Origin of the sequence: Paenibacillus sp. EZ-K15, assembly GCF_002573715.1 — a bacterium.
Taxonomy (GTDB): domain Bacteria; phylum Bacillota; class Bacilli; order Paenibacillales; family Paenibacillaceae; genus Paenibacillus_AQ.
In genome coordinates this window covers 370,209-386,888 of sequence record NZ_PDHM01000021.1, presented here as the reverse complement: position 1 = coordinate 386,888, position 16,680 = coordinate 370,209, and the positions used below count along the sequence as shown (strand labels likewise).

Annotated in this window: 15 protein-coding genes; 10 read left to right on the top strand and 5 right to left on the bottom strand. The window is 49.7% G+C overall.

The window, feature by feature from the left end; all coding sequences use genetic code 11:
• Positions 1-43: 43 nt before the first annotated feature.
• From serC to CRG97_RS25810, 3 genes are all read left to right on the top strand, one after another.
• Entirely contained in the window at positions 44-1,132 is a 1,089-nt protein-coding gene (gene serC / locus CRG97_RS25820; protein WP_098748535.1) for a 3-phosphoserine/phosphohydroxythreonine transaminase, read from the top strand.
• Between the two features lie 122 nt (positions 1,133-1,254).
• Positions 1,255-1,719 (top strand): tRNA (uridine(34)/cytosine(34)/5-carboxymethylaminomethyluridine(34)-2'-O)-methyltransferase TrmL, encoded by a 465-nt coding sequence (gene trmL / locus CRG97_RS25815; protein WP_098748534.1) that lies wholly within the window; start codon positions 1,255-1,257, stop codon positions 1,717-1,719.
• Between the two features lie 197 nt (positions 1,720-1,916).
• Entirely contained in the window at positions 1,917-2,171 is a 255-nt protein-coding gene (locus CRG97_RS25810; protein ID WP_009595823.1) for an AbrB/MazE/SpoVT family DNA-binding domain-containing protein, read from the top strand.
• 281 nt (positions 2,172-2,452) lie between these two features.
• Here CRG97_RS25810 and CRG97_RS25805 read toward each other — a convergent pair whose 3' ends face one another.
• Both CRG97_RS25805 and CRG97_RS25800 read right to left on the bottom strand, forming a co-directional pair.
• On the bottom strand, positions 2,453-3,538 hold the full coding sequence (locus CRG97_RS25805) for a phosphodiester glycosidase family protein (RefSeq protein WP_098748533.1): 1,086 nt from the start codon (positions 3,536-3,538) through the stop codon (positions 2,453-2,455).
• Positions 3,535-3,942, bottom strand: coding sequence for a hypothetical protein (locus CRG97_RS25800; protein ID WP_098748532.1), 408 nt, complete (start codon positions 3,940-3,942; stop codon positions 3,535-3,537). Before CRG97_RS25800 ends, CRG97_RS25805 begins: the two co-directional genes overlap by 4 nt.
• A 381-nt stretch (positions 3,943-4,323) precedes the next feature.
• Here CRG97_RS25800 and CRG97_RS25790 point away from each other — a divergent pair, with 381 nt between their 5' ends.
• Positions 4,324-4,980: a DNA-binding response regulator gene (locus CRG97_RS25790; RefSeq protein ID WP_076324451.1), complete on the top strand. Its 657-nt coding sequence runs from the start codon at positions 4,324-4,326 to the stop codon at positions 4,978-4,980.
• A 110-nt stretch (positions 4,981-5,090) separates the two neighbouring features.
• On the top strand, positions 5,091-6,305 hold the full coding sequence (locus CRG97_RS25785; protein ID WP_098748530.1) for an aminotransferase-like domain-containing protein: 1,215 nt from the start codon (positions 5,091-5,093) through the stop codon (positions 6,303-6,305).
• A gap of 138 nt (positions 6,306-6,443) precedes the next feature.
• Here CRG97_RS25785 and CRG97_RS25780 read toward each other — a convergent pair whose 3' ends face one another.
• A complete protein-coding gene (locus CRG97_RS25780; RefSeq protein WP_098748529.1) occupies positions 6,444-7,220 on the bottom strand; it encodes a DUF2161 family putative PD-(D/E)XK-type phosphodiesterase in 777 nt (258 codons plus the stop codon).
• Positions 7,221-7,486: 266 nt separating this feature from the next.
• On the opposite strand from CRG97_RS25780, the gene CRG97_RS25775 reads away from it, so the two are divergent.
• Positions 7,487-9,382: a PrkA family serine protein kinase gene (locus CRG97_RS25775; RefSeq protein WP_098748528.1), complete on the top strand. Its 1,896-nt coding sequence runs from the start codon at positions 7,487-7,489 to the stop codon at positions 9,380-9,382.
• Positions 9,383-9,595: 213 nt separating this feature from the next.
• Positions 9,596-10,657 (top strand): globin-coupled sensor protein, encoded by a 1,062-nt coding sequence (locus CRG97_RS25770; RefSeq protein WP_098748527.1) that lies wholly within the window; start codon positions 9,596-9,598, stop codon positions 10,655-10,657.
• Positions 10,658-10,787: 130 nt separating this feature from the next.
• Here CRG97_RS25770 and CRG97_RS25765 read toward each other — a convergent pair whose 3' ends face one another.
• Positions 10,788-12,179, bottom strand: coding sequence for a SpoVR family protein (locus CRG97_RS25765; protein WP_098748526.1), 1,392 nt, complete (start codon positions 12,177-12,179; stop codon positions 10,788-10,790).
• Between the two features lie 286 nt (positions 12,180-12,465).
• Here CRG97_RS25765 and CRG97_RS25760 point away from each other — a divergent pair, with 286 nt between their 5' ends.
• Positions 12,466-14,262 (top strand): S9 family peptidase, encoded by a 1,797-nt coding sequence (locus CRG97_RS25760; protein ID WP_098748525.1) that lies wholly within the window; start codon positions 12,466-12,468, stop codon positions 14,260-14,262.
• Positions 14,263-14,322: 60 nt separating this feature from the next.
• On the opposite strand, the gene CRG97_RS25755 is transcribed toward CRG97_RS25760, so the two are convergent.
• A complete protein-coding gene (locus CRG97_RS25755; RefSeq protein ID WP_098748524.1) occupies positions 14,323-15,306 on the bottom strand; it encodes a cation diffusion facilitator family transporter in 984 nt (327 codons plus the stop codon).
• Positions 15,307-15,633: 327 nt separating this feature from the next.
• Here CRG97_RS25755 and CRG97_RS25750 point away from each other — a divergent pair, with 327 nt between their 5' ends.
• Complete coding sequence (locus tag CRG97_RS25750) at positions 15,634-15,807, top strand: GapA-binding peptide SR1P (RefSeq protein ID WP_076324443.1); 174 nt, start codon at positions 15,634-15,636, stop codon at positions 15,805-15,807.
• A 207-nt stretch (positions 15,808-16,014) separates the two neighbouring features.
• On the top strand, positions 16,015-16,677 hold the full coding sequence (locus CRG97_RS25745) for a helix-turn-helix transcriptional regulator (RefSeq protein WP_009595798.1): 663 nt from the start codon (positions 16,015-16,017) through the stop codon (positions 16,675-16,677).
• Positions 16,678-16,680: the final 3 nt, after the last annotated feature.

The following is a 16,680-nucleotide window of genomic DNA, read 5'->3' as shown; positions in this document are numbered from 1 at the left end:
AGCGTTAATTAGCATTCATAGTAGAGAAAGGGTGGAGAGTCTTTTGAGCAAGAGAGCATACAATTTTAACGCAGGACCTGCTGCATTGCCGCTTGAAGTGTTGGAGCGCGCCCAGGCCGAATTCGTCAATTACGGGGATACCGGCATGTCGATCATGGAAATGTCTCATCGCGGTGCTGTATATGAAGCGGTTCATAACGAAGCGCAGGAGCGCCTGCTGTCCCTGCTGGGGAATCCATCCGGCTACAAGGTGTTGTTCATCCAAGGCGGTGCAAGCACGCAATTTGCAATGATTCCGATGAACTTCTTGGGACAAGGCCAGGTTACGAACTATGTAATGACGGGAAGCTGGTCTGACAAGGCGATTAAAGAAGCCAAGCTGATCGGCGAAACTCATGTGGCAGCCTCCTCTGAGGAGAGCAAGTACATGGCTCTGCCTAGCCTTAAGGACATCAAGCTGTCGGATCATGCAGCTTATCTCCATCTGACTTCTAATGAAACGATTGAAGGCACACAGTTTAAGGAATTCCCGGATACCGGTTCGGTACCGCTTATCTGTGATATGTCGAGCGATATCCTCAGCCGTCCGTTCGATTTGAACCAATTCGCGATGGTCTATGCGGGCGCTCAGAAGAACTTGGGGCCGTCCGGCGTTGCGGTTGTGATCGTCAGAGAGGATATGATTACAGATTCTCCTAAACATCTGCCGACTATGCTCCGTTACAATACGTATTTGAAAAATAACTCGCTGTATAATACGCCACCTTCTTTCGGCATCTATATGATCAACGAAGTGCTGAAGTGGATTGAGGAGAAGGGTGGCCTGCAAGGCGTTCAAGAGATGAATCGCAAGAAAGCCGCACTCATCTATGATGCCATCGATAACAGCGAAGGCTTCTACCGCGGCTGCGTGAATGCAGAGGTTCGTTCCGATATGAACATTACGTTCCGTCTTGCCTCCGAGGAGCTGGAGAAGGAATTCGTAAAGGCGTCGGAGCAAGCAGGCTTTGTCGGTCTGAAGGGTCATCGCAGTGTCGGCGGTTTGCGGGCTTCGGTCTATAACGCCGTCCCGTATGAGAGCGCTCAGGCGCTGGTAGAATTCATGCAGCAGTTTAAGAACAGTCACAGCTAAGATCATACAAATATGATAACCTTCCGCCGGTTCGGCGGAAGGTTATTTCTGGATATCCCGGGAAATCGGGAAGGAATCGGTTATAATAAAAATAAAACAGAAGAAAAGGTGGACTTATCAACATGGCATTACACATCGTACTAGTCGAACCGGAAATTCCAGCCAATACGGGCAATATCGCCAGAACTTGCGCCGCAACGGGCACACATCTGCACCTGGTCCGTCCGCTCGGTTTTAATACAGACGACAAGACATTAAAGCGGGCCGGGCTGGATTACTGGTATGCCGTACATATTGAATATCATGATTCCTTTGAGGAGTTAAAGGCACTTTATCCGGAAGGACGCTATTTCTACGCCACGACGAAGGCAACCAAGCGTTATATGGATATCGAATATCAAGACGGGGATTTTTTGGTGTTTGGCAAAGAAACCAAGGGATTGCCGCCGGAGCTGCTAGCCGCGAATAGCGAGCACTGTATTCGCATGCCAATGACGGATAAGGTGCGTTCACTGAATTTATCCAACTCTGCAGCGATTATGGTATATGAAGCACTGCGTCAATTGGATTTCCCGGGTATGGAATAAGTTTTTGCAAAGCTTTGAGTTTTTTTGGGGAATATCATCCAGTATACCTAGTTGATATTGAAAAAAACTAAGAAATTCTTAATTTCCAGCAGGATTCGACAACTTTTTATCGAACTATTATACTAGGCCCTTGTTATCAGTTCTGAACTGTGGTGTCAGAAATCACTTGTTGAAAATGAAAGAGGTGTACAATCGTTATGAAACCTGCTGGTGTTGTTCGTAAAGTTGATCAGCTGGGAAGAATCGTTCTGCCTAAGTCTCTACGCAAGAGATATCAAATGAACGAGGGGGATCCCGTAGAAATTCTTGTACAGGGGGACCATATTATATTGGAGCGCTATCGTCCGAAATGCGTCTTCTGTGGTTCTATGGACGGAGTTAGCGAGTTTAAAGAGCGCTATATCTGTTCACAATGCATGTCCGAAATGCAGCAGCTTCCGAAACATGCCTAGTACCTCAAATGAATTACCTTTTGCGCATCGCTAATGAGCGGTGCCTTTTTTGTTCCTCAAAAAAATAAAACTCCCCCGATATACGAGGGAGACGCCTTACAGGCCTTTGGTTTTATCATCATTGTATGCCGCGGTCCAAATGCCAACCATGTAAAGGGCGAATACGAGCATGACGATCCAAAATGTTAATGAGAACGACATTCTTGCCACCTCCTGCTAAGCTAACCTTATTATAACCACCTTGAGCCAAAAAATAAACGAGAATATGAGTGCCGATTCTATCATTTGAAAAATAAGAAGTGCGTGGGTACCGGGCGCAGATTTCCGTCCGACGGTTTGTTCACGACTCGGCCGTTTAGGATTAGGGATGCGGACCCGCCGCCATCGAGATTATAAGCGTCAATCACGCCCAAATTTTTAAGCTTGTTCTGCAGCTCTTGCAGCGTGGCTCCCGATTTGCCCTTCTCGTCATATCCTTCGGTAACCAGGATGAGCAGCTGATCGTCCTTGTAATTGCCGATGACGGTACGCGGTGCCCGGCCGGGGGTCGTTCTCCATTTCTCGGGAATTGCTGTTTTGCTGCCGTTTTGGAGCAGCACGGGTACAAAGGTAGCACCGAACATGGGATCAAGCCGGTCAAGCTCGCTCTGGCTGTAGAACTTGCCACCGATCAGCTTGCCGGATTTGCTCATGCCGACAAAGGCAAGATCCTTAAAGCTCGGTTGAAACCCCGAGACGTATTTGCCATCATAATAGGTCGTGCTCAGCGGATGTCTGCCCCCGTTCCCGTCAGCGTATCCACCGGCATTAATCCCTGCAACCGCACCATGCCGGCTTACGGCACGCATGGTGGTTTCTACGGACCCGGGTCTGCCGCTTTCGCCCCCTAGCGACATCTTCATCGCGGAAGGATCCTTCAATTTGACCTTCATCGCATATCCGTGGTAAGTACCCGGGTTGATCTTGTATAACTCAATTCGAATCCGGTCACTGTTGACCGTTTCAATAGGGGCACCCAGTTTGGTTGTGATCCGGCGATTATAGATTTGCTCCGGGCGTGAAGCTTGTGCTTCCGCTGTTTGCAGAATGGTTCCTACCGTGGCGGTCGTTTGCCGATAGAGCTTGGCCGTTTTTTCAATGGAGGATATCGTCTGTTCCGCATAGACGGCGGCTTGATCCAAATCCTGTTTGATCACGGCGGACTGTTCCGATATGCTGCCGGATGGTATGTACTCCGCGGTTTCGTGCGACAGGCGCGGCGGTTCCGTAATTAACCACATACATAGCAGCATTCCGATAAAAGGTGCAATGGCCAGCATAAATGTACGGTTTAACTGCTTGGGACGGATATACTTCAGTGTTCTCACTTCAGCAGCTCCATCTTGCGTTCCAGCTCTTTCAGCTGTTTCTCAACTTGGCTTAGCTGACTGTACAGCTTGTTGCTGTTGTCCGTTTTGCCGCTAGCCTGATCCTTGGTAAAGGTCAGCAGCTCATTAAACGACTGAACCTTGCTCTGCATCTCGTCCATTTCCTGAACCAGCTCGTTAAACCTTTGGTCGTACTCCGCTTTGAATGCCGCCATCTCCTGGCGCGTATCCTGCTGCAGCTGCACCACGACTTGCTCTTTCAAGTGATTGCTATATAGGTAGGCTGCGGTGGTACCCAGCCCGATGAGAACAATCCAAAATACCCAGAACCATTTGGTGGATGGCCCCTTTTGCTGCACTTCCTCACGGGATTTATAGGGGGTATTGTGTTCCTGCTCCAACATTGGCATTTCATCACCCCTCAAAAACTATCATTTTTTCCAAATTTCATTCTAACATGTCAGGATTACTTTCGCAAAGACGAACTAATAGCACTTGTTTTTATGAAAAATAGATTGCCTAGAAAGATAGAGTGGGATACAATCTGTATAGATTTGATTATCAAACAGGATACATATAAGACATTCGCCATGCATACCGTCAAAGGCCCTGCGCCTATAGGATTAATTAACCTTATTTCTACACGAATAACGGCTCCGAATTGCGTCTATCCATATCTGCAAACAACGGAGATTCGCAATACCGGATATGTAAGAAATTGACGGCGCTTACTTAATAGAGATACTAGAGATTCAAGTTTGCTGATACAGGAGGTCTATTAGAAAATGAATCAGGTTTGGCGGGTAGTTATCGTCGGCAGTCAACCTACAAGCATGCTGGGAACAAAATTGATTTTGGAAGAGCAGCAGGATCTGCTCGTTGAGGGAATGACATCCTCGGATTCAGAAGGGCTTCGAATGGTCGGGGATTTGCTTCCTGACTTGGTACTATTGGATTATCATTTGTCGGAACATACCTCGGAAGCCGTATTGGAGCAGATGAAGCAGCTGTCCCCTAAGACCCATGTCGTCATTATGACCGACAATGATGGCCTTCCTTTGCTGCAATCCTTGATCAGCCGCGGTGCAAGCGGCCTATTGTCCAAGCAGGCATCCACTTTTCAACTCATACATATGATTACCGGACTCCGGGAAGGCGTTGCCTCGCTTCCGCTCGACTGGGTAAGGCAAGGCATCTGGCCGTTAACGGCCTCTGCAATGAACGAAGGCGGACTCCAGCTTTCCGAGACGGAGGCTTTTATAATGGAACGGATCGTCCAGGGCATTACATACGACAAAATCGCCATGGAAATTCAGGTAAGCCGCCGCTCAATTGACAATTACCTCCGCAAAATCTATGTGAAGCTCGGGGTATCCACTCGTGCGCAGGCGATCGAGAAATATGCCCTCTACACCCGCCAAGGCCGGCAAATTTATGCCTAATGCAGGATTAAGGTTATAATATATAAATATCAGGAATACCTTTTAGAGGTTGTTAAGAGGCTCCTGAATACAAAACCGAGGTTTTGATAACGGTTAGAGGAGGGACTTCCATGCAGTTTTCCTTTGCTTCCCGTGCACAGACCCTTTTGTCATCCCCGCTGCGCGATATCAGGGAACTTGCGAAGCGGGATTCTTTTATTTCCTTGGCAGAAGAGCTGCCGGCCGAAGAGTTGTTTCCTTTGCATTCACTGGCAGAAGCGGCGACATCGGTGCTCTCCGAGGACCCGCTTGCCTTGCAGTACGGTGAGGCAGAAGGGTATGGGCCGCTGCGCGAGTGGCTGAGCGAGGACTTTTCCCGGCGTAAAGGCCTGAGTGTCCTGCCTCAGCATATTTTGCTGACAACGGGCACCCAGCAGGCCATCGATTTGCTGGTCAGGGTGTATGTGGACCCGGGCGACCCGGTACTGGTGGAGAATCCAACCTCACCAGGACTGCTCCAGGTGCTGCGCCTCCAAGGTGCGGTCATCGTGCCTGTGGAGGGAGATCAAGACGGGATGCTGCCGGAGCACCTGGAGACCATGATCCGGCAGCACAAGCCGAAGCTGCTTATGGCTGCGCCCAATTTTACCAATCCGACAGGCGTGATGTGGAGTTTGGAGCGGCGTAAGCAGGTGCTGGAGCTGTGTATCTCACACGGACTTCTTATCGTGGAGGATGATTCTTACGGTGATCTTTATTTTGTGGATCCCAAGAATCCGAAGCCCCGAATTCCTTCCATCTTCTCACTTGAGGAGCCGCAGGGAGGACATGTTCTGTATGTGGGCTCGTTCAGTAAAACCGTTGCGCCGGCGCTGCGTACGGGATGGGCTGCCGGGAACCGGCGCTTGATTGAGATGATGACGGCTGTGAAGCAGATGGCCGACTGGCAATCCAGCATGCTGAACCAGCGGATGCTGCACCATCTGCTGGAATCGAAGCATTTTAAGCTGGAAGATCATATCGGCATGCTCAATCGGGAATACGCAACGAGGCTCAAGCTGATGGTGGAGCTGCTGAAACGCAGCGCATGGAAGGATTCGAAGTATGCAGTGCCTGCCGGGGGGATGTTTCTCTGGGTACAGCTGCCTCCAGGCTTGAATGGGGATGCGCTCCTAAGAGCTACTCTATTAAAAGGAGCCGCTTTCCTGCCAGGCTCGATGTGCTCGGCAGCTGATCATACCCGTGAGTGTATCCGGCTGAATTTTACGCATCCGGGGCGGGATGAGCTGCTGCTGGGCATGAATCTCATCAGCGAGGCCGTAATGGAATTTACAGCCCGGAATTAGACATGGAAGGTTTCTTTTTACGAATCGTGTATAACATAGCAAAGCTGCTGATGGAGCCTGATTTCAGGTTCGGAAGAGAATCAGCAGCTTTTTTTTCATGGGCGAATATTTATTTGTTCGAAGGTCTGCATCCAGAATTTATGATTTCAATACGGTAGCATAGTCTGCCAGGGCCTGTACGCCGGCCGGTGTCAGCACGTAGCGTCCGCGGCTCACCCGACGGAACCAGCCGTAGTAATTGCGCTGCAGAATGTCAGCCGCTGATCCAACGCCGCTTCGATCCCGCACAGCCGCGGGAGAAATACCGGGCAGCATCGCAGGGGCAGTCCCTTCTTGAAGCTCATGCCCCTCCTGTAATTCACGCGAGCTCCGCTGCTCCACTTCCGCCGCATTCATGGCAGCAGCCACGCGCAGCGTCTTCTCGCGATAAGCGGTAACCAGCTTGGCTCTCGTTACCCCACCTGTGTTGTAATCGCCGCTGCGCTCACGAAATTCATACAACAGGCGTTCCTTGCGTCTGATGGCGGTCCTTCCCTTCTGTACCGCCATTTCCGGCTCACAGAGCACCTCGATGAAGGGCACTTTGGTTTTATAGAAGGTGACCGTAATGAGTCCCAGTCCCAATCGTCCGCAAAGCCCCGTCAGCTCCGCCCAGCGCTGATTGACCGCTCCTTTCTTCGCCCGGCTCTTCTCAACGGCTAGGTAAACGTAAGGAGTCAGCTTCAAACGCTCGATGCCTTGGAGCAGAAGGGCCAGATTGAATGTTTTTTTCAGCTCCACAATCAGCGGTTCATCGGCGCCCTCTTTCATACCGACAAGATCGCAATTGCGTACCTCGCCCTTCACTTCATATCCGTTCAATTCAAAAAAGGCCTTCAGGGGAGCGTACAGCTCGGCTTCATGCTTTATCGCCATGATGACTCTCCTTTTATTCGAAAGATGCTTTAATGTCAAGTTAATGTAATTTCAGTATAGCATGGGGACGGCTCGCGTGGCGTACCCGAGTGTAGAATGGACCGGTGGTTAGATAAAATTGCATGCGCATGACTTCGAAAATAAGGTCAACTATTCCAAGTAAGTCGCATAGGTATGTAATACACTTTTTCGAAAATGGAATGTTTTCTAATGACGCTGTGGAATGGAAGCCAATCCCCATAAACAGACTCATAGGAGGTAGCGAAATGGATATTTTCGAACGCATAGCATCATATCGGGCAGAAGGCGACCGTTTGGCGTGGAGCGGCACATTTAGGGAATACATTGAAATACTTAAGAAGGATCCCTCTCCAGCCATGACGGCACATGCCCGTGTATATGACATGATCGAATCCTACGGTTTCGAAGAGAGCGGGGGTCAGAAAAAATATAAGTTTTTTGAACAGGAAATCTTCGGTCTCGACCGAGCTGTTGAGAAACTCGTTGAGGAATATTTCCATTCCGCGGCCCGCAGACTAGATGTACGTAAACGCATACTGCTGCTTATGGGGCCCGTCAGCGGCGGGAAATCCACGCTAGTCACGCTGCTGAAGCGCGGCCTGGAGAAGCATTCCCGTACCGATCGTGGGGCCATATATGCGATATCCGGCTGCCCGATGCAGGAGGAGCCGCTGCATCTGATTCCACTGGAGTTAAGACCTGAAATCGAGAAGGAGCTTGGCGTCCGAATCGAGGGCAATTTGTGCCCGGCTTGCCAGCTCCGCCTTAAAACCGAATACGGCGGAGATATCGAACAGGTTGAAGTCGAGCGGGTATTAATCTCCGAAGATAACCGCGTCGGCATCGGCACATTCAGTCCGTCCGATCCCAAGTCGCAGGATATTGCCGATTTAACCGGCAGCATCGATTTCTCCACCATCACGGAATACGGCTCGGAGTCGGATCCGCGTGCCTATCGCTTTGATGGTGAGTTAAACAAAGCGAACCGCGGTTTGATGGAATTCCAGGAGATGCTGAAATGCGACGAGAAATTTCTGTGGAATTTGCTCTCCTTGACCCAGGAAGGGAACTTTAAAGCGGGCCGGTTCGCGCTAATAAGCGCGGATGAGCTGATCGTGGCTCATACCAACGAATCCGAGTATAAAGCATTCATTGCCAATAAGAAAAACGAGGCGCTGCAATCCCGGATGATTGTTATGCCGATTCCTTATAACCTGAGAGTCAGTGACGAGGAGAAGATCTACTCGAAGCTGATCGGCCAAAGCGATATGAAGCATATCCATATCGCGCCGCATGCGCTTCGTTCTGCCGCGATATTCTCCGTTTTGACGCGCCTGAAGGAAACGAAGAAGCAAGGGATGGATCTGATCAAGAAGATGCGCATGTACGACGGGGTGGAAGTCGAAGGATATAAAGAAGCGGACCTGAAAGAGATGCAGAATGAATATTTGGAAGAAGGCATGTCCGGGATTGATCCGCGATATGTCATTAACCGGATATCCAGTGCTTTGATTAAGCAGGACCTTCAGTGCATTAACGCGCTGGATATGCTGCGGGCGATCAAGGATGGGCTGGATCAGCATGCTTCGATTGCCAAGGAGGAGCGGGAGCGCTATCTGAATTTTATTGCCGCCGCACGCAAGGAGTATGATGATCTGGCGAAGAAGGAAGTCCAGAAGGCCTTTGTGTATTCCTTCGAGGAGTCTGCCAAGACGCTGTTCGAGAATTATTTGGATAACATCGAAGCATTCTGCAACTGGACGAAAATCCGCGATCCGTTAACGGATGAAGAGATGGATCCGGACGAAAGATTGATGCGTTCGATCGAGGAGCAGATCGGCGTCTCGGAAAACGCGAAGAAGGCTTTTCGGGAGGAGATCATGATTCGCATCTCGGCTTATTCCCGGAAGGGTAAAAAGTTCGAGTATCACAATCATGAGCGCCTGCGCGAGGCGATTGAGAAGAAGCTGTTCACCGACCTGAAGGATATCGTCAAGATTACAACCTCGACCAAAACGCCGGATGCCGTGCAGTTGAAACGGATCAACGAGGTTAGCTCCAGACTGATCGAGGAGCATGGGTACTGCCCGGTATGTGCGAACGAGCTGCTGCGTTATGTGGGCAGCCTATTGAATCGGTAATACCCGATAGAATAATGGAATGCCATGAGAAGCCACCTAAGAAGTTAGGGTGGTTTCTCATGCTTCGGGATGAAATAGCCCGGTTAGGAGGTGCAAATATACACATAATTAGGACTTTAGAATTATGTCTAGGTGGTAAATATAGTCTATAATGGACCCTAAGTACTTGAACCTGTGATATGGATCACGTTATTTAGGAGTGGATTTTTCGAAATGATTGATGTTTCCCCGAAAAGACGCCAACAGTTGGAGTATATCGGATTGGATGAACAAGGGTTGGAACTGCTGGCTAAACATCGTGACGTGTTTGCGAAGGTGGTTGAAGAGGTCGTTAACCGGTTTTACGCGCAGATCGGGACGCAGCCGCAGCTGATGCAGATTATCGAGCGTACCTCGACCGTTGAACGGCTTAAGGAGACTCAGCGGGTATATTGGATGTCACTTGCGTCAGGGAGAGTAGATGATGCTTATATTGCCGAACGGATTAAGATCGGACAAGTTCACTCCAGAATCGGCCTGAAAACAGACTATTACCTTGGTAGTTACATGGTTTATCTGGACATCGCCACAGATTTACTGAAGCAAATCGTACCGGATCAGTGGATCCAAGTGGTGCATACGCTGAGCAAGATGTTTAATTTGGACTCCCAGCTCGTCCTGGAAGCTTACGAAATGAAAGAGAAAGAGAAAATCAGCAATTTGGTATCGGATCAACAAAGGATGTTGGAAGCGATTACAAATGCAGTTCAAGAATTGACGGCCATGATCGTGGAGCTGGATCAAAGCGCGGCGTTAATGGCAGACAATGCAATCAAAACAGCAGAGGCACAGGATAAAGCGCATACACTGACTTCCGAGCTGGGCGAAGAAATTCTGCATATTGAGCAGATGGGAAGCTTGATCAGGGAAATCTCGGATCAGAGCCACCTGCTCGGTCTGAATGCGGCGATTGAGGCTGCTCATGCCGGGGAATTAGGCAGAGGCTTCGAGGTGGTTGCCGGGGAAGTCCGAAAGCTGGCCACCAACTCCAAGAAGGCGATGGATGAGATTCAGGACAAGGTTAGCGGCATTATTCGCAAGCTGGGTCTTGTGGAGCAGGAATCGAAAAAAACGTCCATGAACGCACGTAATCAGGCGGCTAGCTCACAGGAATTGGCTGCTTTTGTGAAAATGATGGAAAAGCTGGCCGATGATTTGGAATCGCTTCAACATGAATATGATGTTCAGAAGCACGATGTCCAAGAGGGAACCATATCCGAGAAGGTAAGCGTATAACAGGGACCTAAGAAGCGAATAGATTAATGATATCTGTAAACAACAGCAGCACCCGCGTTGAGGAGAATTCCCTCATGTGCGGGTGCTGTTTGTTATATGGCGCCACATTGTTCTTCAAGCATTGCGTGTGTTAAATAAATCGCCGATGGAGCTTCTTGCCGTCGTAGGAGAACAGGATCGGTTTGCCCTCGATCATGCTGTGCAGATGCACGGGTTTGCCCCAGAGCCGGTAAACATAGGGGATGGTGCGCTCCATATACTTCAGGTCAAGCTCAATACCTTCGTACAGATGCTTGATCATCAGCTCGCCGGAGCGGAGATGATCGCCATCGGTCACTACGAGAAACGGGGAGCCGCCGTTTACGCGGGAGACGACCAGCTGATCGCGGATATTTTCCCACGCCTTGTCGGTGATTTTCCACTCCGGACCTTTTTTCTCAAAGACATACAGGTCCAGATCCTCCACCAATTCCTTTGTCAAATAATTACGCAGGAAGGAGATATCGGAGTCGTATTCGCGGACATCAAACATCTTCTCCCGATCCCAGCGACGTTCGATATCCTCGAAGATTTTTAGCCCGAGATAGTAAGGGTTCAGGCTGTGGCGTGACGGCTGCACGACCGAGGCGTTAAGCTTGGCAAATTCCACCGTTTCCTCGCTGGTTAGGTCCATCTCTCGCAGAATACGCTGATGCCAGTACGAAGCCCAGCCCTCGTTCATGATTTTGGTTTCCATCTGCGGCCAGAAGTACAGCATCTCCTCCCGCAGCATGCTCATAATGTCCCGCTGCCAATCCTCCAGAATGTCGGAGTGCTCCTGAATGAACCACATGATGTCTTTCTCCGGCTCGGGCGGGAAGCGTTTGGGTGACGCCGGCGATTTGTCGGCTTTGCCTTCACCGTCTTCGTCCATATCCCATAAATCGTCGTACCGGCCCGGAGGCTTCTGCCGCTTGGCTTCCTCCTTCTGCTCCTTCATCCTCCGTGCGGTGTACCGCTGCTTATCAAGTTTATCCGGTCTTATGATATGCGGATCCACATGCTCTTGAATCGCTAGCACGGCGTCAATAAACTGCTCAACCGCCTCCGTGCCATGTTCGATCTCATAACGGGAGATGCGCTCGGCAGTAGCCGACATGCTCTCGACCATATTACGGTTGGAGACGGAGAAGCGGGCGTTGTTTTTAAAGAAATCGCAGTGTGCAAGGACATGGGCGACTATGAGTTTATTCTGAATCAGGGAGTTGCCGTCCAGGAGAAACGCATAACACGGATTGGAGTTGATCACGAGCTCGTAGATTTTGCTAAGGCCGAAGTCGTACTGCATCTTCATTTTATTGAAGGTTTTTCCGAAGCTCCAGTGGCTGAACCGGGTAGGCATGCCGTAGGCACCGAAGGTGTATATGATGTCTGCCGGGCAGATCTCATATCGCATAGGGTAAAAATCAAGGCCAAAGCCTGTAGCGATCTCGGTAATCTCCGCAATGGAACGTTCCAGTTCCGCGATCTCGTCTTGGTGCACGAGAATCCCCCCTTCGTTATTAAAAACATGGTTCTTATCATTTATATGGAATCTTGGTGCAGATATGCGGGCTGAAGAGGGAATCCGTGAACGGATGATGGCAAACGCACAGACTGGCCTTAGGTCAAAAAGTGCCTCATCTCGATCCACAGTCGTAGCCATCTGCCAGACTATGTAACGATGCCCCTTGGAAAGCTTTGCGTTATAATGGGATTAATCCAGTGGTTGGCAAACTTCTCCATTTATTAACCGATGGATAATAAAATAAGGTCAGGGAGGCAATGGAATGATCGAATTTCCTAAACCCGATGTGGAGCAATTTTTTCAAACGTATGGCATTCGTACCTTCGGAATCAGCGCAGACGAGTCACGGCTCGTGTTCAGCAGCAGCCTGAACGGAAAGTTTAATTTATGGGCCATGGAGTTAGAAGGGGAGACGTCCTATCCTTATCCGCTTACATACAATGACCAGATTGCAAGTTTTATCAAGCTGGACCCGGAAGGGCGACATATCTTAACGGCGTTTGACCGTGACGGGAATGAGAATTATCAGTTTCATGCGCTGCCTTGGAATGGTGGTGAACCGATGCCTTTGTTTGAAGAGGCTGATGCGGATGACAAACATTATTTCGTACATCTGTCAGAGGACGGCAAGCGCTTATATTACGTTACGTCGAAAGACAATCCATCCTTTCTGAACTCGCGTATATACCATCTGGATACCAAAGAGGATCAGCTGCTGCTTGAAGGCCAGGTTACGTCAACCGAAATGTGTGCTGTCAGTCCCGACGAGAAAACCATCGCGTATACCCAAATGTATGCCAACACCTACTATGTCAGTTACGTGAAGCGTGAAGGCGAAGAGCCGTTGTGCTTGACACCTTCTCCTGAACAGGTGCATATCTCGGGTGATGTGCTGTTCGCCAGCAATGACCAGGTCATTTTTGCAACGGATTACGAATCGGAATTTTCATATGTAGCCACTTACGACATTCCTCAGCAGAAGTTTGAACCGCTGTGCCGCATCGACCGGGAGAGCATCCAGCTCTTGCGCTACCATAAGGATTCACGGACTCTCTATATCGTCACGGAAAAAGGGGTGGAGGATCGACTGTATGCCTATTCGCTCGACAGCGGTGAGTTAACCGCCATTCCTCTTCCATCGGATATCGTGGAGCAGCTGAACGTGACGAAGTCCGGCAATCTGTACCTGCTGGCCCGCGGCGCCGTGAAGCCGCTTAATATTTACCGTTACGCCGGCGGTGCATGGAGCATGATCACGAAGAACGTCCTGACAGGATTAACCGACGAGGACATGGTGACACCGGAAGTTGTAACGTATCCCTCTTTTGACGGAATGGAGATTGAGGCGCTCCTGTTCCGCGCCAAAGACCATGTGGCGAATGGTTATACGGTATTTTGGCCGCATGGCGGCCCGCAAGCCTCGGAACGCAAGCAGTTCCGTTCCATGTTCCAGTATATCCTGGCCAAAGGGTATCACATCTTTTGTCCGAACTTCCGGGGAAGCACGGGTTACGGCAGCTCCTTCGTGAAATTGGTGGAGCAGGATTGGGGCGAGGGACCGCGCAAGGACTGCTTGGCAGGCATGGATTGGCTGTTTGAGCAAGGCATCTCGAGCCGCGAGAAGCTCTTCGTGATGGGCGGAAGCTACGGCGGTTATATGACTCTGCTGCTGGCAGGGCGTAATCCGGAGTATTTCAAAGCGGCCATTGATATTGTCGGGGTCAGCAACCTGTTTACCTTCTACAACTCGGTACCCGAGCACTGGAAGCCGATTATGGAACGCTGGATAGGCGATCCGGAACGGGATAAAGAACGCTTTATCAAGGATTCGCCGATTACGTACCTGGATGATATGGTGAACCCGATGCTGATCATCCAAGGGGCTAACGATCCGCGTGTCGTCAAAGAGGAGTCTGACCAAATTGTCGAAGCTTTGAGGGTGAAGGGTCGTGACGTGGAATATCTCGTGTTCGAAGACGAGGGTCATGGCATTACGAAGAAGGCCAACGAAAAAATCGCTTATGCGCGGATGGTCGAATTCCTGAAGCGCAATCAGTAAGAGTCGTATAAAAAAGAGGCATGCCCCAGGTCCAATCGGACCCTGAGGTATGCCTCTTCCTCATTGACTTGGATGATTCAGATCCTCGCTCGGATTCCAGAGCTTGATTCCATCGTCCTCCAGGATGCCCAAGGTCACGTCCGAGATGTTCGTATCCTGGGTCAGCAGGGCGTTGATTCTCATTTTGGAATGGCCGGCCTCGGCCAGGGTCATCCCTTTCTTCAGTTCAATGTAGGCCTCCACATGATAGTTGCGGCCTTCCTGCAGGATGCGAAGACGATTGATATCGCGGACATCCGGATCGCCGAGAATGATCTGGGAGATCTTCTCCTCCACTTCATTCGGAGCGGCGACTCCGATTAAGCCGACCATATTGTCATATCCGACCTTAAAGGCAACGCCTACCATCAGACAGCCGATCAGGATTGTGGCGATTCCATCCAGGATGAGGAAGTTAAAGAAATATGCGAATATAATGGCAACCAGAGCAAAGAGGGCGCCAAGCGTAGCCACGATGTCTTCATAGAACACAAGGCGTGTAGGCGGAGCAGCGCGGCCGGCATTTTTGAAAGCGGCGGGCAGCAAAGCAAGGCCGGATGCTTGAACGCGGGTTTCCTTCATAATCTCTTTCATGGCTTTAACCAATATGGAACCGTCAATGATAACGGCAATGGCCAGCACAATAAAATTAAGCCAGAAATTCGTGGCTTCTTCCGGATGTTTTAACAGCTTGAAACCTTTCAGTATCGTTTCGTAGGCCATGATGGTAACCACGATCACCGCGACCATACAGACCAGATTAATGACCCTGCCGAATCCGGTGGGGAACTTCTTGGTCGGCTTCCGCTCGGCCAGCACGCTGCCTACGAATACAAACCCTTGGTTTACGGCATCGGCCACCGAGTGCATGGCGGATGCAAACATCGTACCGCTGCCGCTAACGGACGCTGCAATCCCCTTGATTATGGCCAGTCCCGTGTTGCCCAGTGCCGCTATCGCGGATGAGGTGTTTCCTTTCTTAATGAGCTGCCATGTGTTCTTCAATCCAAACCCTCCGTCTATAATGTCAATTTCTATTAAATCTGAAGTATATATTATCATATCATGCCAAATTAAGGGTATCCCCTATGCTCCACACATGAAACATGATGACATAAATATTACTCAACATGTTTTTTGTTTCATTATCATAATTTACTCATATCTTCATTTCTTACCCAATACATTAAGAATATAGTGGAAAATAAAGGGATGTATGTTAGCGAAACGGTTGGTCTGGTCTTTAGCAGGATGTGCGAATCGAGTTACCCCCTTGATAACAAAGCGTAAACTGCCTTGCAGCAAAGTGAAAAAACATAAGGAGGAAATGTTATGAAAGCGTTAACAAGTCCGGAGGCAGCGAAAGGCAAGGCAAACGAGGAATGGGGCCTGATTATATGCTCCAGATGTGATGAAATGGTGGACACGATTCCAACCGACGGAGTGAAGATCATTTATGGATTTTGCGGTAAAGGAGAATGCAAAGGCACAGACCCTCAAGATTAAACAATTGATAATGGTTAGATGAAAAGTAAATACAAACACAAAGCATGCTTATGGGGAGGAAACTTTCCTGAAGCATGCTTTTTTAGTGGATTTATAACCTTTTTTGATGGGCATTAAAAAAATGATTGATACCTAATTATGTATTTTTGGACGAAAATATGTTGCATATATATTATATATGACGTATTATATCGGCAAGTAGAGGAAATGCACGCAGGAGGGATCACTATCGAACTGACGACAAGGCAGCAGGATATCGTCGATATCGTAAAAAAACATGCACCGATTACAGGAGATCAGATTGCGGAGATGCTGAATGTCAGCCGAGCCACCCTTCGTACCGATTTATCCAAACTGGTGGTTCTGGATTATATTGATGCTAAGCCAAAGGTAGGGTACTTCCTGGGAAAGCGGGGTACGCGCGACCGGGAGGAGAAGTTTCGCCTGCTCAAAATGAAGGTTGGCGATCTGCACGGTGTTCCGGTTATTGTGCGTGAGACCACGACGATTCATGAAGCCGTTGTATCCTTGTTTCTGGAGAACGTGGGGAATCTGATCGTTACCGATGCCGACGGCCATCTGGCCGGGATTGTGTCCCGCAAGGATTTGCTTAAGGTAACGCTTGGCAACCCAACGGCATCCTCCATGCCGGTAAGCCTGATTATGACCCGCCGGGCTAACGTGACAACCGTGCAGCCGGAAGATACGGTGCTGGATGCCGCGCGAAAAATCATCAATCATCAAATCGATAGCCTGCCGGTTGTTGTTCCATCCACCACGGGGAATCCGGGGGAACACTGGAAGGTTGTGGGTCGGATTACAAAAACGAATATTATCAAAATGCTGCTCGACATGGTGGCCGAGGAATAATGG

Coding starts and splice junctions, on each gene's coding strand:
- trmL (WP_098748534.1), top strand. CDS start 1,255: ATGGCATTACACATCGTACTAGTCGAACCGGAAATTCCAGCCAATACG.
- CRG97_RS25810 (WP_009595823.1), top strand. CDS start 1,917: ATGAAACCTGCTGGTGTTGTTCGTAAAGTTGATCAGCTGGGAAGAATC.
- CRG97_RS25800 (WP_098748532.1), bottom strand. CDS start 3,942: ATGTTGGAGCAGGAACACAATACCCCCTATAAATCCCGTGAGGAAGTG.
- CRG97_RS25790 (WP_076324451.1), top strand. CDS start 4,324: ATGAATCAGGTTTGGCGGGTAGTTATCGTCGGCAGTCAACCTACAAGC.
- CRG97_RS25785 (WP_098748530.1), top strand. CDS start 5,091: ATGCAGTTTTCCTTTGCTTCCCGTGCACAGACCCTTTTGTCATCCCCG.
- CRG97_RS25780 (WP_098748529.1), bottom strand. CDS start 7,220: ATGGCGATAAAGCATGAAGCCGAGCTGTACGCTCCCCTGAAGGCCTTT.
- CRG97_RS25775 (WP_098748528.1), top strand. CDS start 7,487: ATGGATATTTTCGAACGCATAGCATCATATCGGGCAGAAGGCGACCGT.
- CRG97_RS25770 (WP_098748527.1), top strand. CDS start 9,596: ATGATTGATGTTTCCCCGAAAAGACGCCAACAGTTGGAGTATATCGGA.
- CRG97_RS25760 (WP_098748525.1), top strand. CDS start 12,466: ATGATCGAATTTCCTAAACCCGATGTGGAGCAATTTTTTCAAACGTAT.
- CRG97_RS25750 (WP_076324443.1), top strand. CDS start 15,634: ATGAAAGCGTTAACAAGTCCGGAGGCAGCGAAAGGCAAGGCAAACGAG.
- CRG97_RS25745 (WP_009595798.1), top strand. CDS start 16,015: ATGCACGCAGGAGGGATCACTATCGAACTGACGACAAGGCAGCAGGAT.